The sequence below is a fragment of the Sphingomonas sp. P4_D12 genome, assembly GCF_056401895.1.
The window spans coordinates 199,379-217,512 of sequence record NZ_JBFUIL010000004.1; the positions used below are offsets into that span (position 1 = coordinate 199,379).

Consider the following 18,134-nt stretch of genomic DNA (forward strand, 5'->3'; position numbering starts at 1 on the left):
TGCCGCTTGAGATCCCAGCTTTCGCTGGGATGACGAGTTTGGGAAATTAATCCCTTTAAGAACAACGGGTTATTTTTGGCCTCAACCTAAGGCTCAGCGCGCGGCACTGGCATGCTGCAGACGGTCGAGGACCGTCCCAAGCTCGCGCTGGTCGGTTTCGTCGAACTCGGGACCGGCGGCGCGTGTATAGGCCGAGGTGATCACGCCACGCCGCCGCAACACTTCCTTCGTGAGACGCCAGCGATAGACCGCCTGGATCATCAGGATCGGCAGCAACGCCTCGTACAACCGCCAGACTTCGGCGCGGTCGCCGGCGAGATGAGCGCGCATCAACGCGACATGCACCTCGGGCGTCTCGGCGGCGGGCATGCTGCCGATCGCGCCGCGCGCTAGCTCATCAGTGATGTACCGCCCGCCGGCGCCCCCGAAAACGCCCTCGAGATGCGGGACGCCGCTGGCCAGCAACGCAGAGATGCGCTGCCCGCACGGCATATTCTCCTCCTTGACCCAGCGGATCGCGTCGGACGCCGCGACGATGCGCGCGACCGCATCGGCGGCGAGCCCCAGGCCCATCGGCGCAGGCGCATTTTGCAGCATGATCGGCAAGCCGGCCTGCGCGCCCAGATCGCGATAGAAACGGGAAAGCGCGTCGACATCGGGGCCCAGCGCGCGAGGCGTCATCACCATCGCGGCGCTGGCGCCCGCCGCCGCCCCGGCCGTAGCCAGCCCTGCGCTATCGCCGACCTCATCGCTGCTGGCGCCGACCACGAACCGCACGCGACCGGCGACCGCGCCGCCGATCAGACCGATGAGTTCTCCGCGTTCGTCGAGCGTCAGCAGGTCATATTCGCTGGCAAGACCGGGAAAGACGAGACCATCGGCGCCCGACGCAACGACATACTCGACGACCGATCGCATGCCGTCGGGGTCGATATCGCCGCGGTCGGTAAAGACGGTCGGCAGCACCGGAAAGACGCCGCCGAAGGAAGACTGGCTCATTGAAATCCTATCGCAAGAGACGGGGGAGGTGGTCGAACTGCTTCACCCGAGCGAACCAAGAAGGGCGAACCGAACGCGTCAGAATTTCGCGTTGAACCCGAGCGAGAAGCGACGCCCCTGAATGCCGTAGAAAGAGGTAGCCTCAGGTGATTCCACGTAGCGGCGCTGGATTTCGTTGGTCAGGTTCGTGCCGTCGGCGAAGATCGTGAAGCGACCGAATTCATAGCGGATCGATGCGTCGACGGTCCGGAACGGCGCATAATAGATCGCCGTGCTGCCCGGCCCGACGCTGTCGAAGAACTTGTCGCGATAATTGTACGCGACGCGCGCGCCGAAGCCGTATTTCTCGTAATAGGCGACCAGATTGTAATTGACCTTCGACAGACCCTGGAAAGGCAAAGATTGTCCCTTGCGATCGAGCAGGCTGGTCGAGCTGTCGATGTACGAGAAATTGGCGACGACGCCGAAACCGTCGAGCGGCGAGGGAAGGAAAGAGAATGGCGTCTGGAACAGCACTTCGACGCCCTTCACCTTGCCGCCGGCACCATTATAGGGCCGCGTGATCAGATAGCCTTCGGGCTGGCCTGGCGGCGCGACTTCCCCCGGCGGGATTTCGTAGCTCGCCTTGCTGTAGATGAAGGTCTTCACGTCCTTGTAGAACGCGCCGACGGTCAACGCCGAACCGGGCGCGAAATACCATTCGAGCGACGCGTCGAACTGATCGGCGCGCAACGGCTGCAGCCGGGGATTGCCGGCGTTGCCATTATAGGGCGTCAACCGGTTGAGCGTCAGGTTCGGCGACAGATCGATCGAGTCGGGCAGCCCCAGGACCTTGGCATAGCCGGCGCGAAGCAGGAGCTTGTTGGTGATTTCCAGCTTGGCGACCGCGCTCGGCAGCCAATCGACCGATTGCGTCTTCACCGTCAACGGATCGGCCAGACCGCTCGCGCGCTTGATGGCGCCATTCGCTTCGCGCGTCGTGTCGGTATAGCGCAGCCCGACATTGCCGGTCAGCGGCATCGATCCCAGCCGTGTCGCGAAATTGATCTTGGCATAGGCCGCCATCGTCTTCTCGCCGATGCGGAAGGATTGCAGCGGATCGACGAAGCCGGCCGGGCACAGGCCGCTATTGGGCGCGATCGTGTTGCAGGCTCCCCCGATCGGGAGCGCCCAGGCATTCGCCGCGAGATATTTGGTGGCGATCGACGGGGCGTTCCCACCCAACAGGTCGGCATAGCCCCGAACGCTATAAATGGACGGACCCGACGACAGCAGGAACGTGTTGGCGGCCGTGGTACCGGCGAAGGCGACCTGGTTCTGGATCGTCTGACGCGTCGTGGTCAGCGCCGAGTAACGCATGCCGGCATCGATCTCGGAAATGAACGAATTCTCCGGCTTGAAGGCGAAGTCGACCTTGCCGGCCGTTTCCTGGGCGGTGTTGCGGTTGAAATTGTCGAAGGCGTTCGAATAGCGGAACGACGCCGGATTGGTCGTGTCGAGACCCGCGGGGCCGGTCAGGCTGGGAATGCCGCCTTCATTGACGTCGAAGGTGAAGGGATATTTGCTGACGCTCTGGACGCGGACGAACTCCTGGGTGACGTTCATCGTCGCGCGCGAATAATTCACCTCCGGCCTGACCGAGAAGCGCCCGTCATTCGTGCTCCACTTGAACCCCAGCGCACTGGTGAAGGTGTCGCTCTTGACCCTGAGCGCTTCGGCATTGCCCTGCGCCACCTGGTTGATGACGCCCGAGGTCAGGATCTCGTTCGACGATAGGGTGTAGGAGGTATAGTCGCCGGCATTGCTGCTCAGCGGCACCGAGAACCAGTCGCGCGTGCGCGACGTCTTGAGGTGCGAGTAAGCCGCGTCGCCGTAAAGCTCGAAATTGGCGCTGGGCCGCCATTGAAACGCGCCATTGCCACCGATCTTCTCGCGCTTTTCGCGCAGGCGCTGGAAGCGGAAATCGGCGATATAGGTGCCGGGAATCCCGTCGCCATTCGGATCGTTCGCCTTGGGATGGGCGGGGGTGTTGAACGCCGAGGTCAGCGGCGTGTAGCCGGTGAAGGAATTAAACGAATCCTCGTTCACCGGCTTGTTCGAATAGGTGGCGTTGAGCAGGATGCCGAACGTGTCGTTGGCGAACGTGTTCGAATAGAGTGCCGACCCGTCATAGCCCCATCTCTTGTCCTGGTCGGAATAGACCGTGGACCCCGACACCGAGATGAGCTGACCCGGTTTGTCGAACGGCTTGCGCGTGATGATGTCGACCGTGCCACTCAGCGAGCCGTCGGTCCGGTCCGCGCCCTGCAGCTTGATGACGTCGAGGCGGCCGATCAGTTCGGAGGGAAAGAGCGAGAGCGGGCCGTAATCGGAATCGAGCACCGACGCGATGCCCGCACCGCGGCCATTGGGATTGATCAGCGTGCGCCCGTTGATCTCGCTACGGTTCTGACGAAGGCCGCGGATCGAAACGCTCGTTCCTTCGCCGAGCGCGCGGCGGATCTGGACGCCCGATATGCGCTGCAGCGATTCCGCGATATTGTTGTCCGGCAGTTTCGCGACATCGGTGGCGACGACCGAATCCTGGAACTGGTCGGTGTTGCGTTTGACCTGGAGCGCTTCGGCGAGGCTCTTGCGATAGCCGGTGACGACGATCTCCTTGTCGCCCGCGCTGGGCGCATCGGCCGCCTGGCCGCTATCGCCGGAGGCTGCGGCATTGAGTGTGCCTGCCTTGTCCTGCGCCAAAGCCGGACTACCGGCGACGATCGCGCCGAGACACACCCCGCCAAGCCAAAAGCCTGCTCTCATCGTTCCTCTCCCCTGCGATCTTATCGTCTAGTGAGGAATTAATGTTGCACATTTAGCTACACGTCAACTGAATTATTCGGCCATATTACAGTGTTTCGTTCGAGTGGCGCCCAGAAAAAATGGTGCAATATGTTGCTATAAAGAGGTTAGCGGCGCGTCACCGATGCCCCGCCATCGATCTGATAATCGACGCCAGTGATCCAGCTCGCCTCGTCGGAGCACAGGAACAGCGCCAGCGCCGCAACGTCCTCCGGCCGGCCGATACGACCAAGCGGGTGGCGCTTGATGTTGGCGGTGATCGCCGATTGGGGGTCGGGTTGCGCCTCCATCCCGCGGCGCCAGAGCGGCGTATCGATCGACGCCGGGCGGACCGAGTTCACCCGGACGTTATCGGGCGCGAGCTCCAGCGCGAGCGTGCGCATCAGGCTGTCGAGCGCGGCCTTGGATGCGGCATAGGCCGCCAGTCCGGGGGTAGCGTAGGTCGAATTGATCGACGACACGAACAGGAAACAGCCGCGCCGCCGCGCTTGCATGCCCGGCGCGAACGCCTGCGCCAGGCTCAACGCTGCGCCGACATTCACCGCAAACATCTGTGCCAGGAATGCCGCGTCGGTATCCATCGTCGGGCGAGAGTCGCCCATCGCGGCGGCGTGTACGACGATGTCGGGCGCCAGGCCGGAGGTCCTGATCGCGTCGACGGCGTGCGCCAGTGACGTCTCGTCGCCAAGATCGCATAGCAAGCGCAGGTCGCCGGATGGCGCCTCCACCCGGTCGAGCGCGATGATGCGACACCCTTCGCCGGCGAACCGCGCGGCGATCGCACCGCCGATACCACCCGCGGCCCCCGTTACCAACGCGACTTGCCCGGCGAGGCGTTGTGTCATGCGAACATCCCTTTTGCCCGGAGAAGAGCGGCAAGGCGCAGGAAACCCGCCGCGGTCAATCGGTCATTGTCGGCGATCTCGGCGGCGCCGCCCAGCTGGCGGATCGCCGCGGCGAACAAGGATGCGACCATAGGCGCGCCGGCCACCAGGCATGTCGCGCCCGGCGCGAGCGGCAAATTCTCCCGCACATCGGATCCGATCACTACGCCCCACAGGAAGGACGCGGCATCGCCGGCTTGCATCCGGCCAGCCTGCACATTCGATCGCGCCGCGAACAGCAGTCGGGCAAGGCCGCCACCCTCGGCACCGCGCGTAACGCCGGCTTGGAATGCCGCTCCTTCGCTGGGCTCCGCCGCCATCAGGGGCGCGAGTACGCTGCGTTCGGCGAGCATGCGATACAGTTCGACGGTCATCGAGGTGTGGAATTGCGTGATCTTCGCGCCATCGTGCGCCAGCCATTTACCATGCATGCCCGGCACCGACAGGAACAGCCCCGCTCGTCCTCCGGCCTGCTCCAGCGCACCGATCGCCGCCACTTCCTCGCCGCGCAGCACGTCAGGGTCGCCGAAGCGTTGCTCGCACGCCAGGCCGGGCAGAAAGAGGACGGCATGATCGCCGATCCGGCCGGCCACCGCGCCATCGGCGATTGCTTCCGGGCCGGCGGGGCAGTCGACGCGCGCGATTTCCTGCCAGCCCATCGCCGAGCCGATCATACCGCTCAGCAGCAAAGGATTCTGAGGATCGGGCCAACGCGCCCGCAGCCGGTCGACATGCTCGACGATCCCGTCGCGACCCAGGTCCGCCAGCCGCACGGTTTCTATCTGCGTATCGAGCGTTTCGCCGTCGCGCCGAAACAGACGGGCTCGCAATTGCGCGGTGCCCCATTCGACCGCGATCAGGTTCTCGCTCACGCCGCAATCTCGCGGTCGAGCATCGATCGGCCGGTCGTCGCCAGAAAGGCCGCCAGCAGTCCGAGCGGATAGGCGATCGCGATCATCAGGAACATCGGCCGATAGGTCATGGTCGCCACCAACGCGCCGACGAGTTGCGTCGTGACGATCGTGGCGAGGCCGCCGATGATACCGTTCACTGCCATCACTTTCCCGATATGCCGCCCCGGATACAAGTCCACGCACAAGGCGGTCTGGTTGGTCACCCAGGCGGTATGGACCAGTGCCACCAGCGCGCCGAGCGCAAGGCTGATCGAGACGGCAGGCGCCAGCGCGTTGAAGGCGCCGATCGGCGCGATCACGGCGACGAGCGCCATCGTCGCCACCCTGGCACGCGCCGGCCGCATGCCGCGCCTCACCAACGCGCCCGAGACGATGCCGCCGAGCACCGAACCGACACCCGCCGACGCATAGACCACCCAGCTCAGCCGGCCCATCTCGGCGACCGTCAGTCCGCGTTCCTCAGTCAGATATTTTGGAAACCAGAACAGATAGAAGAACCAGACCGGGTTGGTGAGGGCATTGCCGATCGCGATCAGCCAGACCCCGCGGGTGCGAAGCACTGCACCCCATTCCGCCGGCGCGGGACCCGCGCGTTGCTCCGGCACCGTAGCCAGATCGACCGGACCGATACGATGGGGTCGATAGGCCATCTGCCAGACGGCGAGCCAAGTCAGCCCGATCGCTCCCGTGACGACGAACGTCGCGCGCCAACCGACCGTGATGAGCAGGGTGGTGATCAGGATCGGCGCCAGTGCCGCCCCGAAATGCGCGGCGGACGAGTAAATGCCGATCGCCAGCGCGCGCTCGCGGTTGGGAAACCATTCCTGGACGAGCTTGGGCGAGGCGATCCAACCGCCGGCCTCCGCGATCCCGAGCGCGAACCGCGTGGCGGCAAGCTGCCACATGCTTCCCGCCATGCCCGACAGCGCACTGGCCAGCGACCACCAGCCGACGAACAGCGCCATCGAGCGCCGGGCGCCGAGCCGATCCACGATCAGCGCCGAGATCAATCCGCCGATCGTGTAAGCGGCCAGGAAGGCGTTGACGAGGGCGGCATAGCCGACATCGCTGATCCGCAATTGCCCCTGGATGGTGCCGGCCATCAGCGCCAGCGTCTGGCGGTCGAGATAATTGAGCACTGCGGCAGCCGCGAGCATGGCCACGACGAACCAGCGAAAACGCGGCCATCGCTGTCCGGTTGCTGCCATTATCTCTCCCCGCGTCGAGCCATCATTGCCAAGGCCCTGTCTGCCCGGTAGCTAAAGGCGTGTAGCCGTTATAGCAACATGTTTAGTGAAAACGGGGAGCGAGCGTGGTAGAGCCGATGCAGGGGATCGCTCCACACATGTCATGGCCCGTCGGCGCTGCACTCGCCGAATGCCCGGTCTGGATTCCGGAGGCGCGGCTGCTCGCCTGGGTCGATATCCTCGGCCCCACCTATAATCTGCTGGACCCGGCCACCGGCATCAATCGCTCCATTCCCGTCCATGCCAAGATCGGATCGGCAGCGCCGCTCGACGCGGGAGAGGCGATGCTGGCGCTCGAAGACGGCCTATGGCTGTTCCGGCAGGGCCGGCCCCTCGATCCATTGCCATCGCCAGACATGACGGGTGTGCACTTCAACGACGGCAAATGCGATCCGGCGGGCCGGTTCTGGGTAGGCACGCGCGCGACTGATGGATCGGCAGGCGGCGGCGCTCTGTATCGCGCCGATCATGAACGCCGGGTCACGGCAATGGACAGCGGCTTCGACGTTCCGAACGGTATGGGCTGGAGTCCCGACGGACGATCTTTCTACCTGATCGATACGGTCCCGCGGCTGCTCTACCGCTACGATTTCGATCTGGTGGACGGCACGATCTCCAACCGAACGATATTGCACCGGTTCGAAGACACTGCCGGCAAGCCGGATGGCATGGCCGTGGACCGCGACGGCTATATCTGGTGCGCGATGTGGGACGGCGGCGGCATCGCGCGGCTTGCACCGGACGGAACGCAAGTCGGCTGGCTTCCCACCCCTTGCCAGCGGCCGACGAGCTGCGCCTTTGGCGGGGACGACCTGAGCACCTTGTTCGTTACCACGGCGGCCTATGGCCTCGATCCGCTCGATGTGCGGTTCGGCCAAGCCGGCAGCATTCTCGCGTTTCGCATCGACTGCGTTCCATAGTGAAGATACTTTAGCCGTTTGCGGGTTGAGCCCCGCCGCCGGCAAAGCCGTCGGCCGGATCGGCGTGCGCCGTCCGCCGGCCGTGCGGGGCGCTCGCTTCGCGATCGGCGCGGGCGCAGCCGCGCCTGCGCTCCGCACAACAAGAGGCCGGCCCCTTTCGGGACCGGCCTCCGCCCTCATACGCTACGCGAGGGGACCGTCTCTCCCGGATACGCTACGCGGGAGAACTCGACTGTTCGGGATTAGCGGCGGCAGTAACCGGGGCGATCCGAGCGATCGATCGCGCGGCCGGCCAAGGCGCCGACACCGGCGCCCAGGATGGTGCCGATCGTGCGGTCGCCGCGGCCGGCAACGGTATTGCCGAGCAGGCCGCCGGCGATCGCGCCGACGATCGTGCCGCCGTCACCATCGTTGCACTTCTGACGCGCACGATAGCTGCGGTTATAGCCACGGTAGCTGCGGTCATATCCGCGATAGCTGCGGTCGTTACCGCTATAATAGCCGTCACGGTTGTAATAGCCGTCACGGTTGTATCCGTCGCCATACGACCGGTCGTAGCCGTAACGCTGCGCCTGCGCCGGGGCGAGGGGAACAACGGCACCGGCAGTCATCGCGAGCGCGGCGCCAACGAGCGAAAGGGTCTTCAGCATTTGTCGTCTCCGTCTCTAAAATTCATCCTTCGATCGGTCGCGGGCTCCGGCGATTTCCGTCTGCCCATTCCGTGTCGATGAAGAGGTTTTGCCCGATTCGCATTGAGCCAAGGCTGAATGCGTCCGTTATCCGCCGTTCAGGCTGGCGGGTTGCCGCGCGACGGCTATGAGGGGCGGCGATGCGCCGCCGCCACCGCTATCCCCTGATGCTCGTGCTCGCCTTGCTCTGTCAGTGGAGTGGTACGCCCGAACGGCCGATGCTTGGCCGCATCCCCGACATTACGGCGACGCGCGTGCCACTCGACGGCGCCGACCCTGCGCGCATCAAAATCGGGGCGATGACCTTCATGGGCGGCGTCCGCCTGACCAGCCGCGACACGGCCTTCGGCGGCTATTCGTCGATGACGATCGACCGTGGACTGTTCACGCTGCTAAGCGATGGCGGGACGATCGCGCGGTTTCGGCTCGACGATCGTTTCCGGCTGAGCACTCCCGCATTTGGCGACCTGCCGACGGGTCCGGGAACGGGGTGGAACAGGGCGCAACGCGACACCGAATCGATGGCCCTGGATCCCGCGACCGGACAAGTGTGGGTGGGGTATGAGCGCGCCAACCAGATCTGGCGCTACTCGCCTGGCCTGACCTCGCCCGCCAGCATGGTGGCGCCGCAGCCGATGGCCGACTGGTCCGCCAATGGCGGTGCCGAATCGATGGTGCGGCTGCACGACGGCCGCTTCCTGGTGATCGCCGAGACCAGCCGCCGGCTGCCGAGCCAGGCGCGCAGTGCGCTGATGTTCGATCGCGATCCGGTCGAGAAACCGCTCAAGGGATTCGAGTTCGGCTATCTACCGCCCGATGGCTATGATCCGTCCGACGCGACCGAATTGCCCGACGGGCGTGTCCTGGTCCTCAACCGCCGGTTCGATCTTCCCTTTCGATGGAGCGCGGTACTGACGCTGATCGATCCGCGCCGCATCCGCCCGGGCATGACGATTCGCGGGCGCGAGATCGCGCGGCTTGCGCCGCCGCTGACGGTCGATAATTTCGAAGGGTTGGCGATCACGCGCGAACGCGGCGCGACGATGCTATGGATGGTCAGCGACGACAATCTGCTGTTCCTGCAGCAGACGCTGCTGATGAAGTTCCGGCTGGATTTGTAATCGACCCTCGCCGATCCACTTACGCCGGGGAGACATATTTTCTGGCAGTGGGAATCAACCCCCGGGCCGCCTCGGCCAGCAAAACTGCAAGACGCCGCGCCGCAGAAACGACTCCGGCCCGCTCTCCGCTGTGGAGAGCGAGCCGGTGGCGATTCGCTGAGGGTCCGACGGAGCCGAACCGGCGCGATTACGCGGCCTGGGTGTCGCCCAGCTTCTTCTTGACGTCGCGCTTCAGGCGACGCGCACGCAGCGACAGATCGTCGTCGCTGGTCTTGACCAGCCAGTTGTCGAGACCGCCGACATGCTCGACCGAGCGCAGGCCGTGCGTCGACACGCGCAGCTTGACGCTGGTGCCCAGCGCGTCCGACAGCAAGGTCACGTTCTGCAAATTGGGCAGGAACGTCCGCTTGGTCTTGTTATTGGCGTGGGAAACGTTGTGACCCACCTGCCGGCCCTTGCCGGTCAGCTCGCAAATGCGCGACATCGCTATCAATCCTGAGTTTCGGGCCAAGACGAACCTGACCCCGGAAAGGTGGCGCCGATAGCGTCTGTCGGGCGGCGGGTCAACAGATTCGCTCTTTTCCGTGCAACCTGCTCTTGTGGCGAAACGTTGATTACGCGAACGATTCGATTTCTAGGAGACGATTATAATGCGGTTCCTGCTCGCTCTGGTCGGCATTGCCGCCCTTATCCTGATTGCATTATTGGCCTTTGGGATGATCTCGATCAACGGCAAATCCGGCTCGCTGCCGACCGTCAAACTGGAAGGCGGCAGCGCGCCCGAAGTCAACGCCAACATGGCGACGGTCAATTTCGGCACCGAAAACAAGACGGTAGAGGTCCCCACCGTCACCACCACCACCAAGACGATCAAGGTCCCGACGATCAGCGTCGACAAGCCCGGCACGCCTCCGGCCAATTCGGCGGCGCCGCAATAAGCGGGTTTCAGTTGCCTCCACCGATGCGCGCCGCGCTCGACGCGGCCGCCGCCGCCGCGGCGATGGGGGAAGTCCCCGTCGGCGCGGTGGTAGTATTGGACGGCCGCGTCATCGCCACCGCCGCCAACGCACCGCGCACGCGCCACGACCCGACCGCGCATGCCGAGATGCTGGCGATTCGCGCCGCCGCCGAAGCGATCGGGGATGATCGGCTGAGCAATTGCGATCTGTGGGTGACGCTGGAGCCTTGCGCGATGTGCGCGGGCGCCATCGCCCATGCCCGGATCGCGCGGCTCTATTACGGCGCGTCCGATCCCAAGGGCGGCGCGGTCGAGCATGGTCCATGCCTGTTCGCGCAGCCGACGGTGCACCATCGTCCGGAAATCTATCCCGGGATTGGCGAGGAGGAGGCCGCGCGACTGTTGCGCGATTTCTTCGCGACGCGGCGAGGTGAGGGGAAGTAACTCTCCCCTCCCGCTTGCGCGTTCCGGGTCGGTTGCGCCCCCGGCGCAACCTGAACAGTCCGGGGGACTGTTCACTCGGAACGGGGCCGGGGGAGGGCGTGTCATGTCTCAGATCCGACCTTGCAACATGCCCTCCCCTAACCCCTCCCGCGAGCGGGAGGGGAATGAGCGACGACACGCCATGTTGCGCGACCTTCGTACCCGCGTGTAGGCATAAGCGCACATCATGACCTTGCCCCCGCCACCCGCGCCCTATCCCTGGATCGATGTCGTCATCATCCTCATACTCGTCGCGGTGAACGGGGTGTTCGCGATGAGCGAGCTGGCGATCGCCTCGTCGCGCAAGGCGCGGCTGGAGGCGATGGCGCGGACCGGCAGCCGTGGCGCGCGCGCGGCGATCAACCTGGCCGCCGATCCCGGCAAGTTCCTGTCGACCGTCCAGGTCGGGATCACGCTCATCGCGGTGATCTCGGGTGCCTATTCTGGCGAGGCGCTGGGCGGGCCGACCGCGATAAGGCTGCAGCAATGGTTCGGGTGGAGTACCGAATTCTCCGACAAGGCCGGCTTCGCGCTGGTGATCGGTCTGACCACCTTCCTCTCGCTGATCATCGGAGAACTGGTCCCCAAGCAGATCGCGTTGCGCTCGCCCGAGCCGATCGCCGCGGTGATGGCGCTGCCGATGACCTGGCTCGCGCGGGCCGCGGCGCCGGTCGTCTGGCTGCTCGATTCGACCAGTTCGATGCTGTTCAGGCTGATCGGCCTGAGTCACGACAGCGAGGACCAGGTCACCGCCGAGGAGCTCCACCTGATCGTGGCCGAGGCGTCCAAATCGGGCGTGATCGAGGAGCATGAACGCTCGATCATCTCGGGCGTGGTGCGCCTTGCCGACCGGCCGGTACGCGAAGTGATGACCCCCAGGACCGAAGTCGATTGGCTCGATATCGGGCTGGACGATGCGGGCATTCGCCAGAAGCTCGCGACGACGGCGCACACCAGGCTTCCGGTCGCGGAGGGGTCGGTCGATTCGGTGATCGGCGTAGTCCAGGCGCGCGACATCGTTGCTGCGGCGATCCGCGGCGATCGGCTCGATCTCAAGGTGCTGATGCGCTCGGCGCCGATCGTGATCGATCAGCTCGATGCGATGGACGCGCTGGTGCGGCTGCGGCGCGCCGAAGTGCCGATGGCGCTGATCCACGACGAATATGGACATTTCGAGGGGATCGTGACCCCGGCCGACCTGCTCGCCGCGATCGCCGGCGCCTTCGCGTCGGATACCGATCCGCACGAAAACCCCGATTTCGTCCAGCGCGAGGATGGCAGCTATCTGGTCGCCGGGTCGGCTTCGGCCGATCTCGTCGCCGAGAAACTCGACCTCAACCTGCCCGACGATCGCGATTACGCCACCGCCGCGGGCCTGGTCCTGGCAGCGCTCAAGCGGCTGCCCCAGGAAGGCGAGAGTGTTGTGCAACAGGGCTGGCGGTTCGAGGTGGTCGACCTCGACGGTCGCCGGATCGACAAATTGCTGGTGTCGAGAGCGCGCGGCGAGTGACGCCGTTCGAGGCCAAAGCGAGCCGTTGGCGCGTATTGTTACTGCTCGCCGGCGCGCTCGGCTTCGTCGCGGTCGGCATTTGGCTGCTCCGGCTGGATGCGCCGACCACGAAACGCACCTTGGTGGCTTGGGCAGGGATCATCATATTCGGGGCGTTCTTCCTGATCGGCCTGCCGCGCTTATTCCAGCAGGGCGTCGTGCTCCGGATCGATGCGCGAGGGGTCTGGTGGCGCCAATGGTCCGACCAGACGATCCCCTGGACCGCGATCGAGAGAATTTCCGTTGGCAAGGTTCAGCGCCAGCGCTTCGCATGCCTGTTCCTGAGCGATCCGCGGGCGTTCCCGTCGACGACGCTGCAGGGCAAGCTGGCAAGCACGAATAAGGCGATGGGCTTTGGCGACATCGCGCTCAACACGTCTGGCACCGACCAATCGTTCGACGCGATGATGGCGGCGATCGCCAGGTTGGCGCCGGCCGGCCTGTTGCCCTAGCGGCTGTTTCAGCAAAGCTGAAACGGTCGCGGCACCGGCCCGCTCCCCCACCCGACCTCCCAATCAGTTTATTCTATGGGAGGTCGGGTGGGGGAGCGGGCCGGCACCGTCTCAGCGAAGCTGAAAACGACTCTAACCCAGCTTTCCGAACTCTGCCTCATACGCGGCGGTATCGCCGGCCGCGAGCAGCTTGGCCTGTTCGATCCAGCGATCGCGCCCCATCCGCCCGGTGAACGCGCCCAATTGCACGTCGAGCGCGGACGCCTCGTCGGGCGATAGCGCCGCGAGCTGATCGACCCGGGTGATGCCGCGCTCGGCCAGCATGGCCGCGACCTTGGGCCCGAGGCCCTTGATCGTGGTCAGCGCGAGCGCGCCGGCGGCATTCGGTGCAGGTGCAGCAGACGCGGGCGGCGGTGAGGGTTCTGGCGATGCGGCGGCCGGTTCCGGAGCCGGCGCGGGTTCCGGCGGTGGGGCTGGCGGCTCGGTCGCTGCTTCGGTCGGTGCCTCGGTGGCTGGTTCCGGCTCCGGCACAGGCTCCGCTACCGGTTCCGGCGTCTGCACAACCGGTTCGGGCTCGGCTGCCGACGCCGCGATTGGCTCCGGCGCGAGTTCGCGCGCGGCTAGGGGTTGCGGTTCGACGTCACGGGCGACCGGCGAGGCAGGCGGTGGGCTCGGCAGCGTTTCCGGCTCCGGCTGTGGGCGCGGTTCATCGGGCGGCAGGCCGGTATCGGCAGCCGCCGGTGGCGGCGGGGGAGCGGGGGGCAAGGTCGTGCCCGCTTCCTCGGCGCGCTCCTCGGCGGCTTCCTCGACGCGGTGACGTTCGCGCGCTTTCTTCTGGCCCCAGATCATGCCGGCGATCACCAGCACCGCGAACGCCGCGATCAGGATCAGCACGATCACCGTCCAGTCCTGAAAGATATAGGCGGCGGCACCGACCGGTGGCGGGTTGGCGGAGTCCATGAACAGTTTTCCCGTACGACGAAGCGTCGGCTATCCTAGAGAGGGAGCGCTGGTTTCGCCAGTGATCGGGATCAGCCCTCTCGCGCAATCTCGCGCCAGCCGATGTCGCGGCGGCAAAAGCCGCTGGGAAAGTCGATCGCGTCGACCGCGCGATAGGCGGCGGCCTGCGCCGCGCGGACATCGGCGCCGCGCGCGGTGACCGCGAGGACGCGCCCGCCCGACGCGACGAGCCGGCCATCGGCGAGCCTGGTGCCGGCCTGGAATATCTTCGCCCCTTCTGCCTCGGCAGCTTGGATCCCGTCGATAGCGCCGCCGGTCTCGGGCGTGCCGGGATAGCCGGCCGCCGCCATCACCACGGTCAGCGCGACATCCTCGCTGAAGACGGGGGAGGGCGCCTCGGTCAGCCGGCCTTGCGCTATCGCCAGCAGCAATGGCAGCAGATCGCTGTCGAGCCGCATCATCAGCACTTGGCATTCGGGATCGCCGAACCGGGCATTATATTCGATCAGCTTGGGGCCGGCGTTAGTGAGCATTAGCCCGGCATAGAGCACACCCGAATAGGCCATGCCTTCCGCCGCCAGCGTGGCGACGGTCGGCGCGACGATCTCGCGGAGCGCTTGCGCTTCGAGGTCGGGAGTCAGCACGCGGGCGGGGCTATAGGCGCCCATACCGCCGGTATTGGGGCCGGTATCGCCATCGCCGACACGCTTGTGGTCCTGTGCCGATCCGAAGGCGACCATCGCCTGGCCGTCGGTCAGCACGAACAGGCTGACTTCCTCGCCCTCGAGGAATTCCTCGATCACCGCGCTGGCGCCCGGCTCGGCGAACAATGTTTCGACCGCATCCTCGGCTTCGGCAGCGGTCATTGCCACGACGACGCCTTTGCCCGCCGCCAGCCCATCGGCCTTGACCACGACCGGCGCGCCGAACGCGGCGAGCGCCGCACGAGCTTCTTCCAGCGAGTGGACGGCGCGATAGCCTGCGGTCGGGATATTGGCGCGGTCGCATAGCGCCTTGGTGAAGGCCTTGGAGCCTTCGAGCTGGGCCGGCGCCTTGCCGGGGCCGAACACCGCGAAGCCGCCGGCGCGCAGATCGTCGGCGATCCCGGCGACCAACGGTGCCTCGGGGCCGACCACGACCAACTCGATGTGATTGGTGCGGCAAAAATCGATCACCGCGTCATGATCGGTCACATCGATCGCGACGAGCTCGGCGCTTTCCGCTATGCCCGGATTACCGGGCGCGGCGTAGAGTTTGGTGAGCAGCGGCGATTGCGCCAGCTTCCACGCGAGGCCATGTTCGCGCCCACCCGATCCGATCAGCAGGACGTTCATGCCCGACCCTTTTCCAGAAGATTCGCCGCGGCTGGTAGCCGAGGCCATGCCCGGCGACAATTCCGCCGCCGAAAGCGTGTCCGAACTGTCGGGTCGACTCAAGCGGATGGTCGAGGGCGAATTCGGCCGCGTTCGCCTACGTGGCGAGATTTCGGGATGGAAGCGCGCCGCCTCGGGCCATTGCTATCTGAGCCTGAAGGACGATCAGGCGGTGATCGACGGGGTGATGTGGAAAGGCCAGGCGGCGCTGATCCCGTTCAGCCCGCAGGACGGGATCGAAGTGATCGTCAGCGGCAAGCTGACCACCTATCCCGGCCGCTCCAAATACCAGATCGTCGTCGATCGCATGGAGCTGGCGGGCGAAGGCGCGCTGATGGCGCTGTTCGAAAAGCTCAAGGCGCAACTGAGCGCCGAAGGCTTGTTCGACCAGGGCCGCAAGAAGCCGCTGCCGTTCATGCCGAAGGTGATCGGCGTGGTCACCTCGCCGACCGGCGCGGTGATCCGCGATATCCTCCACCGCCTCGCCGATCGCTGCCCGACGCATGTCCTGGTGTGGCCGGTCAAGGTGCAGGGCGATGGCGCCGCGCGCGACGTCGCCGCCGCCATTGCCGGCTTCGATGCCATCGCGCCGGGCGGGCCGGTGCCGCGTCCCGACCTCGTCATCGTCGCGCGTGGCGGCGGGTCGGTCGAGGACCTGTGGGCGTTCAATGAGGAAGTGGTGGTCCGGGCGATCGCCGCCTGCTCGATCCCGCTGATCTCGGCCGTGGGGCATGAGACCGACACCAGCCTATCCGACCATGCCGCCGATTTGCGCGCGCCGACGCCGACCGCCGCGGCCGAAATCGCAGTGCCGGTGCTGGCCGATTTGCGGTTGGGTCTCGATTCATACGCGCAGCGCGCCGAACGGTGCGCCAGGCGCTATGTCGAGCGCGGGCGCGAGCAGAGCGACTCGCTGGCGCGGTTGCTGCCCAAGCGCGACGCGTTGCTGGGGCCGCAGCGCCAGCGTGCCGACGACAATGCGCAGCGGCTCGACCGCGCGCTCGAACGGCGCATCACGCTGGCGCGCGGCCAGCTCGACCGTAGCGCCGGGGCGTTGCGGCCGGCGATGCTGGCGCAACGCCTCTCTGCGGCGCGCGATCGGTTGGCGGGCGCCTGGAAGCTGGTCGAGGCGCTCAATCCCAGCCATGTGCTCGACCGCGGCTATGCCTGGGTCGAGGCGAAGGCGGGGGGCGTGCTGACCAACGCGGCGGCGGCGCGCAAGGCCGGCGTGTTTGTGCTCCATTTTGGTGATGGTGACGTCGCGGCGCGGGTTGAGGGCGCGGGCGGCAAGGCATATGTAAAGGACAAGCCGGACCAGCCGACGTTGCTGTAACACTAGTCGGGGCCGGCCTGACTTTTTTGAGATTTCGAGGATCGCTGCAATGCTGATGTCCAATACCGATCGGCCGGCGCGCCTCCACTACATGGCCAATGGTTTTCGCGTGCTGGTGCCCGGGGGCCATGTGACCTGCGCGATATCGGGCGTACCGATCGCGCTCGACGATCTGCGCTATTGGAGCGTCGCGCGACAGGAAGCCTATGCCAGTGCCGACCTCGCGCTAGAGGCTGAAGGACGGAAGTGAGGCGCGCGCGGCGCTGGGTCCTCGGCCTCGCCGCGTTGAGCATGCTGGGTAGCTGCGTCGAGCCGAGCTCGCCGCCCGCCACGCGTCCCGCGCCCGTGGTCGTCGCCACACCGCCGCCGCCCGCGTCACGCATGCCGACGGTGCCGCTCGGCGATTTCAGCTTCAAGGGCAGCATGATCCAGGGCGGCCTGCTCATCGGCACCGCGCCCGCCGGGACCCAGCGGGTCAGCTTCAACGGCGACGAGGTGCCGGTGGCGCCCGACGGCCGCTTCGTGATTGCCTTCGATCGCGATGCCGGACCGGCGGCAACCGTGGCCGCGACGCTGGACGATGGCCGCTCGGTCTCGCGTACGCTGACGATCAATCCACGGGCATGGGACATCTCGCGTCTGTCGACCTTGCCAAAATATCCCGTGCCGATGCCGCAATTCGAGAAATTACGGCCAGCCGAAATCGCCCAGATCAACGCGGCGCGGCGCCAGGATACGAGCTCTATGGGGTGGCGGCAGCCGTTCATGTGGCCGGCAACCGGGCGTATCTCGACCCTGTTCGGATCGCAGCGCATCTATCGCAACGGCGAGGCGGGGGCCTACCATTCGGGCACCGATGTCGCGGTGCCGGCGGGTACCCCGGTGCTGGCGCCGGCTGACGGCGTCGTCATCCTGGCCTCCGATCATCCCTTCCTGCTCGAAGGCAACCTGTTGATGATTGACCATGGCATGGGCCTCAACAGCGCGCTGATGCACTTGTCGCGGCTCGTCGTCACGCCCGGCCAGGCGGTGAAGCGGGGGCAGATCGTCGCGTTTTCCGGCGCGACCGGGCGCGTGACCGGCGCGCATCTCCATTGGAGCCTGCGCTGGCGCAATGCGAAGATCGATCCGCTGCTGGTCGCGGGACCGATGCCTGGGACGAAATAGACGTCACTGCCTTAGTGAAATAAGACACCAAGGCTGACCCTTTGTTGCAGCCGCGCTACGCGCTGATTCCAAAAGCTAGTTCGACCTTGCTTAGAATCTTTACAAAGCCCGCTTCGGCCTTACCCACGGCTCATCGACCGGTGCTGGAGGGCTTGCGGTCATAATCGATGGGGATGTGATCCGGCGCGCGGCACCAGCGGCGCGCGGGTCTGATCCCCTGTAAATGGGGGTTTCACTT

The 18,134-nt window shown here is 65.9% G+C and carries 18 protein-coding genes; 9 read left to right on the forward strand and 9 right to left on the reverse strand.

Annotated elements, in window-relative coordinates; genetic code table 11:
* Positions 1–93: 93 nt before the first annotated feature.
* From AC1DSD_RS09225 to AC1DSD_RS09245, 5 genes are all read right to left on the reverse strand, one after another.
* Entirely contained in the window at positions 94–999 is a 906-nt protein-coding gene (locus tag AC1DSD_RS09225; protein WP_478029737.1) for a dihydrodipicolinate synthase family protein, read from the reverse strand.
* Between the two features lie 78 nt (positions 1,000–1,077).
* On the reverse strand, positions 1,078–3,807 hold the full coding sequence (locus AC1DSD_RS09230) for a TonB-dependent receptor (RefSeq protein WP_478029738.1): 2,730 nt from the start codon (positions 3,805–3,807) through the stop codon (positions 1,078–1,080).
* A 146-nt stretch (positions 3,808–3,953) separates the two neighbouring features.
* Entirely contained in the window at positions 3,954–4,691 is a 738-nt protein-coding gene (locus tag AC1DSD_RS09235; RefSeq protein ID WP_478029739.1) for an SDR family NAD(P)-dependent oxidoreductase, read from the reverse strand.
* Complete coding sequence (locus tag AC1DSD_RS09240; protein ID WP_478029740.1) at positions 4,688–5,602, reverse strand: 2-dehydro-3-deoxygalactonokinase; 915 nt, start codon at positions 5,600–5,602, stop codon at positions 4,688–4,690. Before AC1DSD_RS09240 ends, AC1DSD_RS09235 begins: the two co-directional genes overlap by 4 nt.
* Entirely contained in the window at positions 5,599–6,852 is a 1,254-nt protein-coding gene (locus AC1DSD_RS09245) for an MFS transporter (protein WP_478029741.1), read from the reverse strand. Before AC1DSD_RS09245 ends, AC1DSD_RS09240 begins: the two co-directional genes overlap by 4 nt.
* A 137-nt stretch (positions 6,853–6,989) precedes the next feature.
* On the opposite strand from AC1DSD_RS09245, the gene AC1DSD_RS09250 reads away from it, so the two are divergent.
* On the forward strand, positions 6,990–7,811 hold the full coding sequence (locus tag AC1DSD_RS09250) for an SMP-30/gluconolactonase/LRE family protein (RefSeq protein ID WP_478029742.1): 822 nt from the start codon (positions 6,990–6,992) through the stop codon (positions 7,809–7,811).
* 242 nt (positions 7,812–8,053) lie between these two features.
* Here AC1DSD_RS09250 and AC1DSD_RS09255 read toward each other — a convergent pair whose 3' ends face one another.
* Positions 8,054–8,461 (reverse strand): glycine zipper 2TM domain-containing protein, encoded by a 408-nt coding sequence (locus AC1DSD_RS09255; RefSeq protein WP_478029743.1) that lies wholly within the window; start codon positions 8,459–8,461, stop codon positions 8,054–8,056.
* A gap of 179 nt (positions 8,462–8,640) precedes the next feature.
* Here AC1DSD_RS09255 and AC1DSD_RS09260 point away from each other — a divergent pair, with 179 nt between their 5' ends.
* Entirely contained in the window at positions 8,641–9,621 is a 981-nt protein-coding gene (locus tag AC1DSD_RS09260; protein ID WP_478029744.1) for an esterase-like activity of phytase family protein, read from the forward strand.
* 187 nt (positions 9,622–9,808) lie between these two features.
* On the opposite strand, the gene rpmB is transcribed toward AC1DSD_RS09260, so the two are convergent.
* Positions 9,809–10,105: a 50S ribosomal protein L28 gene (rpmB, locus tag AC1DSD_RS09265; protein WP_066812698.1), complete on the reverse strand. Its 297-nt coding sequence runs from the start codon at positions 10,103–10,105 to the stop codon at positions 9,809–9,811.
* 166 nt (positions 10,106–10,271) lie between these two features.
* Here rpmB and AC1DSD_RS09270 point away from each other — a divergent pair, with 166 nt between their 5' ends.
* The 4 genes from AC1DSD_RS09270 (at position 10,272) to AC1DSD_RS09285 (ending at position 13,063) form a co-directional block, all read left to right on the forward strand.
* Positions 10,272–10,559, forward strand: a complete 288-nt coding sequence (locus tag AC1DSD_RS09270) for a hypothetical protein (RefSeq protein ID WP_478029745.1) — start codon at positions 10,272–10,274, stop codon at positions 10,557–10,559.
* Between the two features lie 23 nt (positions 10,560–10,582).
* Positions 10,583–11,023, forward strand: coding sequence for a nucleoside deaminase (locus AC1DSD_RS09275; protein ID WP_478029893.1), 441 nt, complete (start codon positions 10,583–10,585; stop codon positions 11,021–11,023).
* A 226-nt stretch (positions 11,024–11,249) separates the two neighbouring features.
* Positions 11,250–12,572, forward strand: a complete 1,323-nt coding sequence (locus AC1DSD_RS09280) for a hemolysin family protein (RefSeq protein ID WP_478029746.1) — start codon at positions 11,250–11,252, stop codon at positions 12,570–12,572.
* Positions 12,569–13,063, forward strand: a complete 495-nt coding sequence (locus AC1DSD_RS09285; RefSeq protein WP_478029747.1) for an STM3941 family protein — start codon at positions 12,569–12,571, stop codon at positions 13,061–13,063. The genes AC1DSD_RS09280 and AC1DSD_RS09285 overlap by 4 nt, the downstream gene beginning before the upstream one ends.
* A gap of 132 nt (positions 13,064–13,195) precedes the next feature.
* Here the strand turns inward: AC1DSD_RS09285 and AC1DSD_RS09290 are convergent, their stop codons facing one another.
* Together AC1DSD_RS09290 and purD are read right to left on the reverse strand one after the other, a co-directional pair.
* The gene (locus tag AC1DSD_RS09290) at positions 13,196–14,023 is read right to left on the reverse strand and encodes a helix-hairpin-helix domain-containing protein (protein WP_478029748.1); all 828 of its coding nucleotides are present in this window, start codon (positions 14,021–14,023) and stop codon (positions 13,196–13,198) included.
* A 71-nt stretch (positions 14,024–14,094) separates the two neighbouring features.
* Complete coding sequence (purD, locus tag AC1DSD_RS09295; protein WP_478029749.1) at positions 14,095–15,357, reverse strand: phosphoribosylamine--glycine ligase; 1,263 nt, start codon at positions 15,355–15,357, stop codon at positions 14,095–14,097.
* On the opposite strand from purD, the gene xseA reads away from it, so the two are divergent.
* Genes xseA through AC1DSD_RS09310 form a run of 3 tightly spaced genes read left to right on the forward strand, consistent with a single transcriptional unit; the run spans position 15,356 to position 17,896 of the window.
* Positions 15,356–16,729: an exodeoxyribonuclease VII large subunit gene (gene xseA, locus AC1DSD_RS09300; protein WP_478029750.1), complete on the forward strand. Its 1,374-nt coding sequence runs from the start codon at positions 15,356–15,358 to the stop codon at positions 16,727–16,729. The two genes, purD and xseA, sit on opposite strands and share 2 nt — an antisense overlap.
* Before the next feature lie 49 nt (positions 16,730–16,778).
* On the forward strand, positions 16,779–16,979 hold the full coding sequence (locus AC1DSD_RS09305) for a DUF2093 domain-containing protein (RefSeq protein ID WP_066807417.1): 201 nt from the start codon (positions 16,779–16,781) through the stop codon (positions 16,977–16,979).
* Positions 16,980–17,020: 41 nt separating this feature from the next.
* A complete protein-coding gene (locus AC1DSD_RS09310; protein ID WP_478029894.1) occupies positions 17,021–17,896 on the forward strand; it encodes a peptidoglycan DD-metalloendopeptidase family protein in 876 nt (291 codons plus the stop codon).
* Positions 17,897–18,134 lie beyond the last annotated feature (238 nt).